Raw genomic sequence first — 14,519 nt, forward strand, 5'->3', positions numbered from 1 at the left:
GGAAATATGACAGATTTAATCATTCTCTTTTGGAAAGGACTCATCTTATTCGGGCTAAGTTGGTATATTTTTACTATTTTTATTGTTGGTTTTAAAGGTTTTAAAAATATCAAAACAATGCTAGGAGTGGGCGATAATGAAAAAAACTAACGTCGTTTTGATTGTTGCTGATGATTTAGGGTATTGGGCACTAGGTTGCTATGGCAATAAAGACGCAATTACGCCTAATATTGATAAATTAGCGCAACAAGGTAAAAAATTTAACGATTTCTTTTGTGTTTCTCCGGTTTGTTCCCCTGCGAGAGCCTCGATTTTTACCGGAAGAATTCCTTCTCAACACGGAATTCACGACTGGTTAGAAGAATGGGAAAATGGCGCGACCACAGAGCATTATCTAAAAGGACAATCGACTTTTGTGGATCGCTTAAAACAGCATAATTATCTCTGCGCAATGAGCGGCAAATGGCATTTAGGTATGGCTGACACGCCACAATGCGGTTTTGATTATTGGTATTCCCATCAGCGTGGCGGTGGCCCTTACTTTAATGCGCCAATGTACCGAGATGGCACATTAATTGAAGAACCCGACTACATTACGGATAAAATCACCGATTATGGATTAGACTTTATTGAGAAGGTGCATAATGCCGATCAGCCATTTTTTCTCAATTTAAGTTATACCGCGCCACATTCTCCTTGGGATCGAAAAAATCACCCACAAGAAATACTGGATCTTTATGCAGATTGTCAATTTGAATCTTGCCCACGAGATCCTTATCACCCTTGGAAAATTTATGAAACTTTTGAAGGTGATGAAGAAGAACGATTGGAAGTGCTAAGGGGATATTTCGCAGCCTTAACTGCAATGGATTTTAATATTGGAAGAATTATCACCGCACTTGAGGAAAAAGGCATTTTAGAAAACACGCTAATCATTTTCACCAGTGATAACGGTATGAATATGGGACACCACGGTATTTTTGGTAAAGGGAATGGCACAAGCCCTGTGAATATGTTCGACACGTCCGTAAAAGTGCCGTTTATTCTTTATCACAAAAATCATTTATCAACAGGTGAAGTAGATAACCTGCTGAGCCATTATGATTTGCGCCATACCTTATTGGAATATCTCAATATCAGTGATGAAAATCAGCCACAGGTGCGTTATCCAGGAAAAAGTTTCGCAGTTTTACTGAACCAAGATCCATCGGATTTACGAGAAGAAAATCATCTTGTGATCTTTGATGAATATGGCCCAACCCGAATGATCCGCAATCGTTCTTTTAAATATATTCATCGCTATCCTGATGGACCTTATGAATTTTATGATCTGAAAAACGATCCTGATGAACATCACAACCAAATTGATAATCCAGATTATCAACAGCAAATCGCCCAAATGCGCCGTGAGTTAAACCAGTGGTTTAATCAATATGTTAATAAAGAAATTGATGGTGCAACCTTGCCTGTTTACGGCGGCGGACAGCGTACGCTTGCGGGGGAATGGGGTGGCTATGAAGAAAACACGTTCAACAAATATACAAGCAATTTTGTTTTTTCTGCAGACGAAAAACTGCAGCAAAAATCTGATGTGAAAGTGAAAGAAAAAATTCAGTAACTTAGCAACATAAACGCGAAAAATAAAAAGTAGGAAACCATTTCCTACTTTTTTATTAGTAATGAAATTATTTTATCACTAACGCTGCAGCGCCTTTTACGCCAGCGGAATCAAGCAGTTGGCTTGATTTGATTTGCAGGTTTTGTAGGGATACGCCTAAGGCATAGTGCGGTAGGAATTTTTGTACTTTTTCGATGATGAAATCAGCAGATTTTGCGACCCCACCAGCCAATACAATAAGTTCAGGATTAAAAATATTAATCAACACGCCTAAGCCGTAAGCCAGATATTTTGCGAAACTATCCACTACTTGTAGCGCGAGATGATCGCCTTTTTTGGCATATTCAAAAATATGATGCGCTTGTAGGGAATCTAAATCCGTGGAAAAACGTTGGAAAAACGCACCGCACTTTTGTGTATCCTTATCAGGTGCGGTGAGAAGTTTTTTGGCTTCTCGCACCAATCCTGGGGCGGACGTATAGGTTTCCAAGCAACCTGTTAAACCACAACCGCATTTCATTCCTTGTTCATTCACCATAATATGGCCAAATTCACCGGCGCAACCACCCGAACCAGATAGCACCTTGCCATTTAACAAAATGCCTGAGGCAATGCCCGTACCAATTGGCACAACGATAAGATTTGCCACACCTTGCCCTGCACCGAATAAATGTTCGCCCAAGGTGATGGCCCGTACATCGTTTTCTACCACCACATTTTTATGAGAGATTTCTTCCATTAATTGCTTGGCATTGAAATCATTGCCCCAAGAAAAATTGGCTGCAATTTTAACAATCGCTTGATTCACCACTGGCCCCGGAATTCCCAAGCCTATGCCTTCTAATTGTGTTTCTGAAAGCTGATTTTGCGTAAGCAAATCCAAAATAGTCTGCCAAATACGAGAAAAAGTGGTTCTTGCCCCCTGTTGAGATAAAGTAGGAATGCTTTGTTCTGCGAGAATATTAAAATGGTTGTCTAAAATGCCAATTTTTGTGTTTGTGCCGCCAATGTCCACACCTGCGTAATATTTCATCATCAACTCCATTTATTTTAATAACCAGAAAATGCATTATTACCATATGCTATTTAAGTGGAAAAAACTATGATAAATATCATAGAGATAGCGTGATAGAGATCACAATTTTAAACGAAATAATACTTGTTGCACGGCTTGCGGCACAAGTTCACTTACATCGCCACCGTGTAGATGAATTTCTCGCACCATTGTGGAAGAAACAAAGGCCCATTTTTCGCTAGGTGGGAAAAATAAACTTTCCACGCCTTGCCCATTTTCATTTTTGGTTAATAAGCGGTTTAGGCTAGCGAGTTGTAGTTCGTATTCAAAATCGGTGGTGGTCCGCACGCCACGGATAATGGCGTGAATGTGTTTTTCTTGCACCACCTTAGCCAGTAAATCAGCAAAGCCAAACACTTCCACATTGGGTAAGTGAGCGACCGCTTGCTGTGCGATTTTCACTCTGGTGTCTAAATCAAACAAAGGCTTTTTGCTCGGGCTGGCGGCAATGGCGACAAAAACGTTGGAAAAAAGCACCGCACTTCGTTCGATAATATCTAAATGTCCGTTGGTGATGGGATCAAAGGTGCCGGGGTAAATTACGGTTGTCATTCTTTCTCCTTTATTTAAGTCTTGCTCTGGTATTCAGGCAAAATTCTATGTTTATGAGGATTTCAAATAAGGTTGAAGTAAATCAAGCAAACGTTGTAAAGCACCGCGATTTTCTAATAATACGCCATAGCCCGCCTTCCCTGTGCGCTCACGCAAAGCAGATGAATTTAGCAAAATTTCCACCGCTCTTGCGATAGCAGTGGCATTATTGTTCACTTCAACAAAGCCTTGAACTTCCATTAAATTGCGATAAACTTCGGGGAAATTGAAGGTATATTTACCGCTCACCACAGGAATTTGAAAAGCGATCGGTTCAAGGGGATTATGTCCGCCTCGTTTTACTAAACTGCCCCCTACAAAGGCGACATCTGCCAAGGCGTACATTAACATCAGCTCGCCCATTGTATCACCTAGCACCACTTGGGTATCAGCTTGTGGTGCACGATTCTCACTGCGGCGCACAACGGTGAAATGCTGTTTTTCAATTTGCTCCGCCACTTCATTAAAACGTTCTGGGTGGCGTGGCACGAGAATCAGCAATAAATCAGGAAAGGCTTGTAATAATAAACGGTGGCTTTCCAAAATTAGGCTTTCTTCCCCTTCGTGGGTGCTGGCGGCAACCCACACGGGGCGTTGTTGTTTCCATTGGGCTTTGAGCTTTTCGGCTTCAGTGAGTAAGCTTTCACTTAGCACTAAATCATATTTAATATTACCTGTGAGTTTGAGCTTTTCTGGATCGTAGCCCAGTTTGAGATAACGCTGTCCGCTGATGTTATCCTGCGGTGCAATCAGGCTGATTTTGCTTAAAATGGCTTGAATATAGCTTTCCAACCAGCCATAACGTTTTGCTGATCGGGCAGATAAACGGGCATTGGCGATAATAAATGGAATGTGCTGTTTGTGTAGCTGATAAATTAAATTTGGCCAAATCTCCGTTTCGATCACAATGCAGACTTTCGGTTGAATGAAACGAACAAAGCGTTTAATCGCCCTGGGTAAATCGTAAGGCAAATAAAAATGGCTGACTTGATCACCAAAAGCGGCTTTAACGCGCTCAGAGCCTGTTGGCGTGACGGTGGTCAAGGTAATGGATAATTCAGGGTAACGGCGTTGAATCGCTTTCACCAAAGGGGTAGCTGCAATCACTTCACCAACGGACGCCGCGTGGATTAGCACGCCATTCGGTTTTGGCGGGGATTGCGTGGCGCGATAAATGCCATAACGCTCCAAAATCCGCTGACGATAAGCCGGTGCCTTTAGACTACGCAATAAAATAAATAGCCAAATCAGCGGTTGAACAAGATACATTATGCAAGTGTAAAGTCTGTGCCACATAGCCCTTTCTTCATTAAGCCGAAAAAATTGAGAAATTTGATCCGCACTTTAATTCATACAAATGGGCAATATAAAGTGCGGTGAAATTTCGCGAAGTTTTTATTTTATTGATTGTTCAATAATGCCGCCGCCAAGGCAAATTTCCCCTTGGTAGAACACGGCAGATTGTCCTGGAGTTACTGCAATTTGCGGTTCATCAAAACGTACTTCGATGCTGTCATCATTAAGAGGAATGATTTGGCAAGGAATATCTGTTTGGCGATAACGGGTTTTCACCGTGCAACGCAGAGGTTCGCGAATCGGTTGGCGATCCACCCAGTGCAGCTGTTGTGCAATTAATCCGCTGGAGAGCAAGGCAGAATTATCCAAACCCTGAGCAACCACTAACACATTGTTAGTGAGATCTTTTCCCACCACATACCACGCATTTTCTGCTTTGCCTTTCACGCCGCCAATGCCTAAGCCTTTGCGTTGCCCTAAGGTGTGATACATCAAACCTTGGTGGCGACCGATTATTTCACCCTCGGTGGTTTTGATGTCCCCCGGTTGAGCGGGCAAATAACGCGCCAAGAAATCTTTGAATTTACGTTCGCCGATAAAACAAATGCCGGTGGAATCTTTTTTCTTTGCGGTAACCAAGCCTAACTCTTCTGCAATGGCGCGCACCACAGGTTTTTCAATATCCCCCACAGGAAACAGGCTTTGCGCCACTTGGCTTTCACTCAAGGTGTAAAGGAAATAGCTTTGGTCTTTGTTAGGATCTAAACCACGCAATAATTGCGCTTTGCCACTATGATCACGGGGATCACGGCGGCGCACATAATGCCCTGTGGCGATATAATCCGCCCCCAGATCTTCTGCGGCATATTCCAAAAAGGCTTTAAACTTGATTTCTTTGTTGCACAGAATATCAGGGTTTGGCGTGCGGCCGGCTTTGTATTCCGCTAAAAAATGTTCAAAAACGTTATCCCAATATTCTGCGGCAAAATTGATTTTATGTAATTTGATGCCGAGCTTGTCGCATACCGCTTGTGCGTCTGCCAAGTCTGCGGCGGCTGTGCAGTAATCGGTGTCATCATCTTCTTCCCAGTTTTTCATAAACAAGCCTTCCACTTGGTAGCCTTGTTGCTGAAGAATAAAGGCAGAAACAGAAGAATCCACCCCACCAGACATTCCACAAATCACTTTAATTTTGCTGTTTTCTGCACGTTGACTTTCGCTTAATGCAGGGAAATATTGTTCATACGTTTTTGATTTCATCATAATTTTTTCAAATTTTTGACCGCACTTTGTTTATTCGGAAATTATTTTACTTCGTAGAAATTTGTTTCGCTTTTGTTGAAGCGATCTAATTCTGATGCGTCCACTTCGCCTTTTTCCACTTTGGCTTTTAAGTTATCGCAAGGCTCATCGCAATCACATACTTTCTTCAAGCCGAGGGAAGAAATCCCCCCGCAGCTGCCTGCAATGGATTTGCGTTTGATAATATAGCCGATGGACATCGCTAAAATCACCGCAAGGAAAAAGCCAAAAGTAATAAAAAACAGTTCCATTTTTTCACCTTTATGGATTGATTAATTGTTTAAATGCGGAAGACATTTTCACCTCAAAACCACTTTCTGTTTTGATGATTAAATATACCGCTAATTTTTGCTGCTCCGCCACTTTGAGCGCTTCATCTTCACCAAGCACGAACAAGCCTGTGGATAAGCCGTCTGCCGTCATTGATGAGGGATCAAGCACGGTGATTGACGCCAAATGATGCTGAATTGGGCGACCTGTTTGCGGATTAATTTCGTGGGAATAACGCACCCCGTTTTCTTCAAAATAAATGCGGTAATCACCAGAAGTTGCCATCGCCAGATTGTGTAAACCGACCACTTGTTCCACGCTTCTTGAACCGTCCGTAGTGGGTTTTTCAATGGCAATTTGCCAAGGCTTGTTTTCGCTGTTGTTGCCTTTGGCACGAATTTCGCCGCCAATTTCCACCATATAGTTATCAATATGTAAACGTTCAAGATAGTCCGCCACTTGATCAACACCAAAGCCTTTGGCGATGGAAGATAAATCTACATAAAGTTCTGGCACGGCTTTTTCTAAGTAAAATTTACCCGCACTTTCGCTGAGTTTTAATTTTTCAATGCCTACCCACGCACGGCGTTCATCAAGCTGTTGCTGGCTTGGGGCTTTTTCCACGCGTTTTTCTGGGCCAAATCCCCATAGGTTCACCAATGGACCTACGGTAATATCTAATGCGCTTTGTGTAACCTTATTTAAGCGAATGGCTTCACCTATCACTTTGGCCAGATCCGCAGAAATTTCAATCGGGGTATTCATCGCGCGGTTTTGGTTAAAACGACTTAATTCAGAGGTAGGAATATAGGTGGACATTTTTTCATTCACGTCTTTTAAGATTTTTTCCACCCCTTCGTGAGTATCCGCTGCCGATTGGGTTGCTTCTGCGGTGATGTATTTAATGTGGTAAGTAGTTCCCATTGTTTTACCGCTTAAGGTAACAATTTCGGGATCTTTTTGGCAGGCAGTTAGGCTACTCACCAAGAGTAAGGCGATTGCCCAACCGTAAACCGTTTTGACTTTTCTTAACATAAATCTATCGCTAATTTTTCTGTGGCTAAAAATGGCTAAAGCGGTCAGAAATCTGACCGCTCTTTTTCTTTATTTAACAGCGTTATCAACCGCCAAAGTCATCTAATAAGATGTTTTCGTCTTCAACACCTAAGTCTTTGAGCATTTTGATTACTGCTGCGTTCATCACTGGAGGTCCACACATATAGTATTCACAGTCTTCTGGTGCTTCGTGATTTTTAAGATAGTTTTCATAAAGCACGTTGTGGATAAAGCCTGTGTAGCCGTCCCAATTATCTTCTGGCAATGGATCAGAAAGTGCCACGTGCCATTGGAAGTTGTCGTTTTCCGCTTGTAAGGTATCGAAATCCTCTACATAGAACATTTCACGTTTTGAACGAGCTCCGTACCAGAATGACATTTTACGTTTTGATTTCAAACGTTTTAATTGGTCGAAGATATGTGAACGCATTGGTGCCATACCTGCACCCCCACCGATAAATACCATTTCTGCATCAGTCTCTTTCGCGAAGAATTCACCGAATGGACCAGAAATAGTTACTTTATCACCCGGTTTTAATGACCAAATATAAGAAGACATTTGTCCCGGTGGTGCATCTGGGTTGCTTGGTGGTGGCGTTGCAATACGCACGTTAAGCATAATGATGCCTTTCTCTTCTGGGTATGAAGCCATTGAGTAAGCACGTACAATTGGTTCGTCCACTTTTGAAACATAACGCCATAGGTTATATTTATCCCAATCTTCGTGGTATTCTTGTGGAATATCGAAGTCTTTGTAAGAAACCGTATGTGGATCTGCTTCAATTTGGATATAACCACCCGCACGGAATGGCACTTCTTCCCCTTCAGGAATTTGTAATTTAAGCTCTTTGATGAAGGTTGCTTTATTGTCGTTAGAAATAACGGTACATTCCCATTTTTTCACGCCGAACACTTCTTCAGGTAATTCAATTTGCATATTGGTTTTTACATTTACCTGACAAGCAAGGCGATAACCTTCTTTCGCTTCACGTTTTGAAATGTGAGAAAGTTCAGTGGGTAGAATATCACCACCACCTTCAGCGACTTTCACCACACATTGACCACAAGAGCCGCCGCCACCACAAGCAGAAGAAACGAAAATCCCTTTGCTTGCTAACGCGCCTAATAATTTTCCACCTGCAGGCAAGTGAATGGCTTTGCTTGGATCGTGATTGATTTCAATAGTAATGTCCCCTGAGTTTACGAGTTTAGATTTAGCAAACAAGATAATTGCTGCTAAAGCTAAAACCACCACAGTGAACATTGCAATACCTAAAATAATTTCCATTTAGTATCCCCTTCTTATAACTGAATACCTGAAAATGACATAAAGCCAAGTGCCATTAGACCTACGGTGATAAAGGTGATCCCTAAACCACGCAAGCCTGCTGGAATATCAGCATATTTCATTTTTTCAGTTAAACCGGCAAGTGCCACGATAGCCAACATCCAACCTGTTCCTGCACCGATACCATAAACCACAGATTCAGCAAGGTTGTATTCACGTTGCACCATAAAAGATACCCCACCAAAAATCGCACAGTTTACGGTGATTAACGGTAAGAAGATCCCTAATGCGTTATAAAGTGCGGGGAAAAATTTGTCCAAAACCATTTCAAGGATTTGTACTAATGCCGCAATCACACCGATGAAAGTGATAAAGCGTAAGAAACTTAAATCTACGCCTTCTACTAACGCACCATCTTTTAAGATGTGAGTGTAAACAATTTGGTTTGCTGGCACGGCGATACCTAATACCACGATTACCGCGATCCCTAAACCAAAGGCTGTTGAAACTTTCTTTGAAACCGCAAGGAATGTACACATACCAAGGAAGAAAGAAAGTGCCATATTTTCAATAAAAATGGACTTAACAAATAGACTTAAATAGTGTTCCATCTTATTTCTCCACTTGCTCTGGTTTCCAAGTTCTTAAGCCCCAAATTAAGAAGCCAATGATAAAGAACGCACTTGGTGCGAGTAGGAATAAGCCGTTTGCTTGATACCAACCACCATCTTGGATGGTTTGTAACACGGTGATACCAAATACTTTTCCTGAACCAATTAATTCACGAAGGAAAGCAACGATAAGTAAAATAGCACCATAACCGATACCGTTACCTAGACCATCAACGAAACTTGCCAATGGAGGCTCTTTCATTGCGAATGCTTCAGCTCGTCCCATTACAATACAGTTGGTAATAATCAAACCAACGAATACCGAAAGCTGTTTAGATAACTCATAAGCAAAAGCCTGCAACACCTGATCCACAAGGGTTACTAATGATGCAATGATCGCCATTTGCACGATAATACGGATACTGTTTGGAATATAGTTACGGATACAAGAAATAAAGAAACTTGAAAATGCCGTTACTAAACTTACTGCGATTGCCATTACTACCGCAGTTTCTAATTTTGTCGTTACCGCAAGTGCTGAACAGATCCCCAAAATTTGCAATGCGATTGGGTTATTGTTCACGATTGGAGATAACAATAATTTTTTCATATTTGCATTAGCCATTAGTTAGCCTCCGCTCTAAGTTTGTCTAAATACGGGCCAAAACCATCGCGATCAAACCAGTAGTTAAAAGAACCTTGTACCCCTTTCGTGGTTAATGTAGCGCCTGATAAACCATCAATACCGTGTTCTTTATCTGCTGAAGCACCTTTACCAATTTTGATTGCGACTTGATTTTGTTCATTAAAAAGTTTTTTTCCTACAAAGTATTTCTGCCAGTTTGGATTAGCAATTTCCCCACCTAATCCAGCTGTTTCACCTTGTTCATAGTAGGTAATCCCTTTAATGGTATTCGCATCTGGCGCAACAGATACAAAGCCATACATCACAGACCACAATCCTGTACCATAAATTGGCAACACGATTTGTGAAGTTTTGCCTTGTGCATCTTTCACTAAATAAACCTCAGCATATTTCGCCCGCACTTTAATGCCAGCTTTATCTTCTTCAGGTTTAATTGCTACACTTTGTGCAGGATCTTTTACCGCAACACGCGCATCAAAGTTTTTGATGTCGCTCACATAATCACCCGTTGCAAGATCCACAATTTTCGGCTCAATGTTTTCTGCATAAAGGGCTTTGATTTCCGCACCTTTTGCTTTAGCTGGTAATAATCCTGCCACACTGAGAATGTTTTTCTGTTTATCTAATAATTTTTGCTCATTTTGCGTCGGTTTCAAACCTACTGCCGCACTTGCTACGATAATTGAGCAAACTAAGCTGACCAAAACAACAACAAGGATTGTTCCGCCAACACTATCTTTATTAAACTTAGCCATTGCGCGCTCTCCGACGTTTGATATTTGCTTGAACAACCAGATAGTCAAAAATTGGGGCAAATAAGTTAGCTAATAAGATGGCTAACATCATTCCTTCTGGATAAGCTGGATTAACCACACGAATAATCACCGCCATTGCACCAATTAATGCACCGTACCACCATTTACCTTTGTTTGTGAATGAGGCTGATACTGGGTCTGTTGCCATAAATAACATACCTAAAGCAAAACCACCCAATACTAAGTGCCAATGCCAAGGCATTGAGAATAATGGGTTAGTGTCTGAACCAATCACATTGAATAGAGTAGAAGTGGCAATCATACCGATCATCACACCGGCGATAATACGCCAAGAAGCAATACGTGCAAAAACAATCACCGCCGCACCAATTAATAATGCAAGGGTAGAAACTTCACCGATTGAACCTGGAATATTCCCTAAGAATGCGTCCATCCATTGAATTGGCTGACCTGTGGTAACTTGTTTTAATGCGCCTTGACCGCCCGTTGCCCATTGTGAAAGCGCTGTTGCGCCAGAGAAACCATCAGCCGCGATCCATACAGAATCCCCTGAGATTTGTGCTGGATAAGCAAAGAATAAAAACGCACGCCCTGCTAATGCTGGGTTCATAAAGTTTTTACCTACGCCACCAAATACCTCTTTCGCTACTACAACACCAAAGGTAGTCGCTAACGCCGCTTGCCATAATGGCAATGTTGGCGGAACGATAAGGGCTAATAAAATAGAGGTTACGAAGAAACCTTCGTTGATTTCGTGTTTACGCACTGTGGCAAATAACACTTCCCAGAAACCGCCCACAAGGAATACGGTTAAATAAATCGGTAGGAAGAAAATAGCACCTAATGCCATTTTGGCTAGCACACCTGCATCTTGTGAAACCAAACCTAGTGCGTTCGCTAAAGCAAAGTGCCAGTCATTTGCCACATTTTGTGCCAAGTTTTGTGCAAAATCGCCCACGTTTAATGCAAGAATAGATTGTGCGCCCACATTAAACATACCGTAGAACATTGCTGGAAATAATGCCAACCACACTAATACCATCATACGTTTAGAATCTAACGCATCACGGACGTGAGAAGCTTTCGCCGTTACCGTACCTGGTGTATATAAGAAAGTTGCTGTTGCTTCATAAAGCGCATACCACTTCTCATATTTACCACCCGGTAAAAAAGCAGGTTCCATTTTCTCTAAAAGATGTTTTAAACCCATTTTTAACCTTCCTTCTCGATCTTATCTAAAGCTGCACGCAGCATTGGACCGTAATCATTTTTACCTGGGCAAACGAACGTACAAAGAGCTAAATCTTCTTCGTCTAACTCTAAACAACCTAATGCTTGAGCGCTGTCCGTATCGCCTGCACTTAAATCACGCAATAATAATGTCGGGATAATATCTAATGGCATCACACGCTCATAAGCACCAATTGGCACCATTGCACGGTGTCCACCATTAAGTGCGGTGGTAAAATTGAATAATTTGTGTCCGAAATGACCTAACACTGTACGGGTAATAGAGTATTTGTTCGCCCCTGGCATAATCCAACCTAGGAACTCTTTCTCGCGACCTTCTGCAATTACAGAAACCTGTAACGCATAACGTCCTAAATAATCTACCGCACCTTCCGCTTTATGACCGCTTAACACTGAACCTGAGATAATACGGTTTTCACCTTCTTTTAACTCGCCTTTAGTTAATTGCGCTAAGTTAGCGCCAAGTTGAGTGCGAATTAAACGCGGATTTTTCACCTGCGGGCCAGCTAATGAGATCACTCGGCCATTATAAAGTTCACCGGTGGTAAATAGACGACCAAATGCGATCACATCTTGATAATTTAAATACCACACCGTTTTTGTTGCACTGACCGGATCGATAAAGTGAATATGCGTACCGCTTAAGCCCGCTGGGTGTGGGCCACTAAAATCGTGTACGACTAAATTTGGCAAATCCACCATTGAGATATTGCTATCATTCGCTTTACATAAATGTAATTTGCCGTCGTGTAAACGGCTTAACACGGTTAAACCATTGATAAAATCATCCCAATGTGCTTTTAAAACTACTTCAGGATCAGCCGCTAATGGATTGGTATCCATTGCATTGATAAAAATAGAAGATGGCACCGCATCAACAGCAGGCACCTTGCTAAATGGACGGGTACGAAGCGCTGTCCAAAGCCCTGAAGCTTGTAGGTTTTGACGAACTTGCTCGGAAGTTAAACTTTTAAGCTCATCGGCAGAATATTTGTTAAAGGTAACCTGATCATCACCTTCGATTTGAATCACGACTGATTGCAACACTCGCTTAGCACCACGATTAATCGCAGTTACAGTACCACTTGCAGGGGCAGTGAATAATACACCTGGGTTCTTTTTATCTTCAAAAAGCACCTGACCTTTTTTCACTACTTCACCTTCACGCACCTTCATTGAAGGACGCATTCCCACATACTCTTCGCCAAGCAAGGCTACTTCAGTAACGGCATTGCCGTTATGGATTACTTGTTCTGGCTTCCCAGCGATAGGAAGATCCAAGCCTTTTTTAATCGTAATCATATTGTATGCACTACTTTTCGTTAGATTAAAAATATAGCTATCGCAAGATAAAACTCAATGCGATAACCTCGTCTTGAGTAATGATTTTTGCTTAATTATCAACGATGAATGCAAAAACATCGCCATAATGTCCACTCCAACCACATAAATTTAAAACTCAAATTCTTTTTACATTTCATACTGCTAACAGGAATCAGCTAGCAATATACGTTAAAATTTTGATACAAGTCAGCTGGTTATTTTAACTAATTAATAACGTTCGTGCTACTTTGAAGGGCGGTTTTTCCAATATTTTAGGAAAAAAGACCAATGTTTTTGTAGAAAATCAATTTTTACTGAATATTATGAATGTATACTACCTTATATTAGGTATAAACTATTGTCCAACACCTAAACAATTTGGTGATTTTGGAAACTGCTGTTCCAACGCTTGCCATTCATCTAAGGTATAAGTATGTAACGCTAATGCGTGTATGCCATTTTTCAATTCTTCCCCCAATAACTTATACAACATTTGATGGCGCGCAACCTTTCTCACCCCATTAAATTCATCACTCACTAACACCACTTTAAAATGTGAATCCGCACCACGTCCAGAACTGTGCATATGGCTTTCATTTTCAATATGCAAAAAGTGCGGTGCAAATTTCTGCGAAATTTTTTGTTCTAAAATTTGTTGTACTGCCATAATCCTTTCCTTTTTCATAAACTAAATACAATGAAAACTTGCTTTTGCAAACACTATACATTCATAATAAATGTTTGCAAGAATACCTTTATCTTTTTATTGCGAGGACATAACTATGCTATTTGCCAGACGATCTATTCTCACTCTATTTTCAAGTGCCTTATTACTATCAGCTTGCCAAACTACTCCGCCAAACAACACCTTACGCTTTAGCCCTTCAAGTCCTGTTGTACAATTTAATACAACCAACCAAAAAGCCATACTAAATATCCTTACCCGTGATCTTCGTCAGCACAAAGCGATTTCCAGTTATGTTTATAATGGAAAAATTTTTAAATTAATGGCTCAACCTGAAGTGGCAGAACTTTTTGATCAGGTTATCAAACAAGATCTCAATGCAAAAGGGTTTAAAATCGCACAAACTCCTGCACAATCAAATACCAATGTAATTTTAACTATCACCCATTTTTATGCTGATGTAGATCAAGGTAATTTACGCTACAAAATCAGCGCGAATGTACAAATCAACGTTCAAGTGCAGGGGGCTAAAGGGCAATTTAGCAAAAATATTGGCTCAACTCAAAGCCAAGAGGGTGCATTCACAGCAAAAAATGAAAACATTCAAAATGTACTAGGCAAAACCTTTGAAGAAGTGGTGCAACGCATTTACCAAGATCAAGAAATTGCCAATGCAATCAACCGCTATGCAAACTAATTTGCCTTAAATAAAATTAAAATATGGAATCTAA

General features: G+C 41.1%; 16 protein-coding genes. 3 read left to right on the forward strand and 13 right to left on the reverse strand.

Features of this window, described 5'->3' with window-relative positions; genetic code table 11:
- The first annotated feature begins 6 nt into the window (after window positions 1-6).
- The gene (locus L5B71_RS08005; RefSeq protein WP_265757871.1) at window positions 7-150 is read left to right on the forward strand and encodes a hypothetical protein; all 144 of its coding nucleotides are present in this window, start codon (window positions 7-9) and stop codon (window positions 148-150) included.
- The gene (locus L5B71_RS08010; protein ID WP_265757872.1) at window positions 137-1,618 is read left to right on the forward strand and encodes a sulfatase-like hydrolase/transferase; all 1,482 of its coding nucleotides are present in this window, start codon (window positions 137-139) and stop codon (window positions 1,616-1,618) included. The genes L5B71_RS08005 and L5B71_RS08010 overlap by 14 nt, the downstream gene beginning before the upstream one ends.
- 67 nt (window positions 1,619-1,685) lie before the next feature.
- Here the strand turns inward: L5B71_RS08010 and L5B71_RS08015 are convergent, their stop codons facing one another.
- From L5B71_RS08015 to L5B71_RS08075, 13 genes are all read right to left on the reverse strand, one after another.
- Window positions 1,686-2,651 (reverse strand): ROK family protein, encoded by a 966-nt coding sequence (locus tag L5B71_RS08015; protein WP_265757873.1) that lies wholly within the window; start codon window positions 2,649-2,651, stop codon window positions 1,686-1,688.
- A gap of 102 nt (window positions 2,652-2,753) precedes the next feature.
- Window positions 2,754-3,245, reverse strand: a complete 492-nt coding sequence (coaD, locus tag L5B71_RS08020) for a pantetheine-phosphate adenylyltransferase (protein WP_265757874.1) — start codon at window positions 3,243-3,245, stop codon at window positions 2,754-2,756.
- A gap of 51 nt (window positions 3,246-3,296) precedes the next feature.
- Window positions 3,297-4,580, reverse strand: a complete 1,284-nt coding sequence (gene waaA / locus L5B71_RS08025) for a lipid IV(A) 3-deoxy-D-manno-octulosonic acid transferase (RefSeq protein WP_265757875.1) — start codon at window positions 4,578-4,580, stop codon at window positions 3,297-3,299.
- A gap of 99 nt (window positions 4,581-4,679) precedes the next feature.
- The gene (mnmA, locus tag L5B71_RS08030) at window positions 4,680-5,840 is read right to left on the reverse strand and encodes a tRNA 2-thiouridine(34) synthase MnmA (RefSeq protein WP_265758344.1); all 1,161 of its coding nucleotides are present in this window, start codon (window positions 5,838-5,840) and stop codon (window positions 4,680-4,682) included.
- Between the two features lie 44 nt (window positions 5,841-5,884).
- A complete protein-coding gene (gene nqrM, locus L5B71_RS08035; protein WP_103854402.1) occupies window positions 5,885-6,133 on the reverse strand; it encodes a (Na+)-NQR maturation NqrM in 249 nt (82 codons plus the stop codon).
- 10 nt (window positions 6,134-6,143) lie between these two features.
- Window positions 6,144-7,187, reverse strand: a complete 1,044-nt coding sequence (locus L5B71_RS08040) for an FAD:protein FMN transferase (protein WP_265757876.1) — start codon at window positions 7,185-7,187, stop codon at window positions 6,144-6,146.
- Between the two features lie 85 nt (window positions 7,188-7,272).
- A complete protein-coding gene (nqrF, locus tag L5B71_RS08045; RefSeq protein ID WP_265757877.1) occupies window positions 7,273-8,496 on the reverse strand; it encodes an NADH:ubiquinone reductase (Na(+)-transporting) subunit F in 1,224 nt (407 codons plus the stop codon).
- Between the two features lie 14 nt (window positions 8,497-8,510).
- Window positions 8,511-9,107, reverse strand: coding sequence for an NADH:ubiquinone reductase (Na(+)-transporting) subunit E (nqrE, locus tag L5B71_RS08050; RefSeq protein WP_013745915.1), 597 nt, complete (start codon window positions 9,105-9,107; stop codon window positions 8,511-8,513).
- Window position 9,108: 1 nt separating this feature from the next.
- Entirely contained in the window at window positions 9,109-9,732 is a 624-nt protein-coding gene (locus tag L5B71_RS08055) for an NADH:ubiquinone reductase (Na(+)-transporting) subunit D (RefSeq protein ID WP_265757878.1), read from the reverse strand.
- Entirely contained in the window at window positions 9,732-10,508 is a 777-nt protein-coding gene (locus L5B71_RS08060; protein WP_265757879.1) for a Na(+)-translocating NADH-quinone reductase subunit C, read from the reverse strand. The genes L5B71_RS08055 and L5B71_RS08060 overlap by 1 nt, the downstream gene beginning before the upstream one ends.
- On the reverse strand, window positions 10,501-11,739 hold the full coding sequence (locus tag L5B71_RS08065; protein WP_265757880.1) for an NADH:ubiquinone reductase (Na(+)-transporting) subunit B: 1,239 nt from the start codon (window positions 11,737-11,739) through the stop codon (window positions 10,501-10,503). Before L5B71_RS08065 ends, L5B71_RS08060 begins: the two co-directional genes overlap by 8 nt.
- Window positions 11,740-11,741: 2 nt before the next feature.
- The gene (locus L5B71_RS08070; protein ID WP_265757881.1) at window positions 11,742-13,082 is read right to left on the reverse strand and encodes a Na(+)-translocating NADH-quinone reductase subunit A; all 1,341 of its coding nucleotides are present in this window, start codon (window positions 13,080-13,082) and stop codon (window positions 11,742-11,744) included.
- 376 nt (window positions 13,083-13,458) lie between these two features.
- Window positions 13,459-13,770 (reverse strand): BolA family protein, encoded by a 312-nt coding sequence (locus L5B71_RS08075; RefSeq protein WP_265757882.1) that lies wholly within the window; start codon window positions 13,768-13,770, stop codon window positions 13,459-13,461.
- A gap of 115 nt (window positions 13,771-13,885) precedes the next feature.
- On the opposite strand from L5B71_RS08075, the gene L5B71_RS08080 reads away from it, so the two are divergent.
- Window positions 13,886-14,485, forward strand: a complete 600-nt coding sequence (locus tag L5B71_RS08080) for a YajG family lipoprotein (RefSeq protein WP_265757883.1) — start codon at window positions 13,886-13,888, stop codon at window positions 14,483-14,485.
- The last annotated feature ends 34 nt before the right edge of the window (window positions 14,486-14,519 follow it).

This window comes from Avibacterium sp. 21-586, from assembly GCF_026226775.1.
Classification (GTDB): Bacteria; Pseudomonadota; Gammaproteobacteria; order Enterobacterales; family Pasteurellaceae; genus Avibacterium.

Coding starts and splice junctions, on each gene's coding strand:
- L5B71_RS08040 (WP_265757876.1), bottom strand. CDS start 7,187: ATGTTAAGAAAAGTCAAAACGGTTTACGGTTGGGCAATCGCCTTACTC.
- L5B71_RS08065 (WP_265757880.1), bottom strand. CDS start 11,739: ATGGGTTTAAAACATCTTTTAGAGAAAATGGAACCTGCTTTTTTACCG.
- L5B71_RS08015 (WP_265757873.1), bottom strand. CDS start 2,651: ATGAAATATTACGCAGGTGTGGACATTGGCGGCACAAACACAAAAATT.
- L5B71_RS08005 (WP_265757871.1), top strand. CDS start 7: ATGACAGATTTAATCATTCTCTTTTGGAAAGGACTCATCTTATTCGGG.
- L5B71_RS08055 (WP_265757878.1), bottom strand. CDS start 9,732: ATGGCTAATGCAAATATGAAAAAATTATTGTTATCTCCAATCGTGAAC.
- coaD (WP_265757874.1), bottom strand. CDS start 3,245: ATGACAACCGTAATTTACCCCGGCACCTTTGATCCCATCACCAACGGA.
- nqrE (WP_013745915.1), bottom strand. CDS start 9,107: ATGGAACACTATTTAAGTCTATTTGTTAAGTCCATTTTTATTGAAAAT.
- waaA (WP_265757875.1), bottom strand. CDS start 4,580: ATGTGGCACAGACTTTACACTTGCATAATGTATCTTGTTCAACCGCTG.
- mnmA (WP_265758344.1), bottom strand. CDS start 5,840: ATGAAATCAAAAACGTATGAACAATATTTCCCTGCATTAAGCGAAAGT.
- L5B71_RS08010 (WP_265757872.1), top strand. CDS start 137: ATGAAAAAAACTAACGTCGTTTTGATTGTTGCTGATGATTTAGGGTAT.
- nqrF (WP_265757877.1), bottom strand. CDS start 8,496: ATGGAAATTATTTTAGGTATTGCAATGTTCACTGTGGTGGTTTTAGCT.
- L5B71_RS08060 (WP_265757879.1), bottom strand. CDS start 10,508: ATGGCTAAGTTTAATAAAGATAGTGTTGGCGGAACAATCCTTGTTGTT.
- L5B71_RS08075 (WP_265757882.1), bottom strand. CDS start 13,770: ATGGCAGTACAACAAATTTTAGAACAAAAAATTTCGCAGAAATTTGCA.
- L5B71_RS08070 (WP_265757881.1), bottom strand. CDS start 13,082: ATGATTACGATTAAAAAAGGCTTGGATCTTCCTATCGCTGGGAAGCCA.
- L5B71_RS08080 (WP_265757883.1), top strand. CDS start 13,886: ATGCTATTTGCCAGACGATCTATTCTCACTCTATTTTCAAGTGCCTTA.
- nqrM (WP_103854402.1), bottom strand. CDS start 6,133: ATGGAACTGTTTTTTATTACTTTTGGCTTTTTCCTTGCGGTGATTTTA.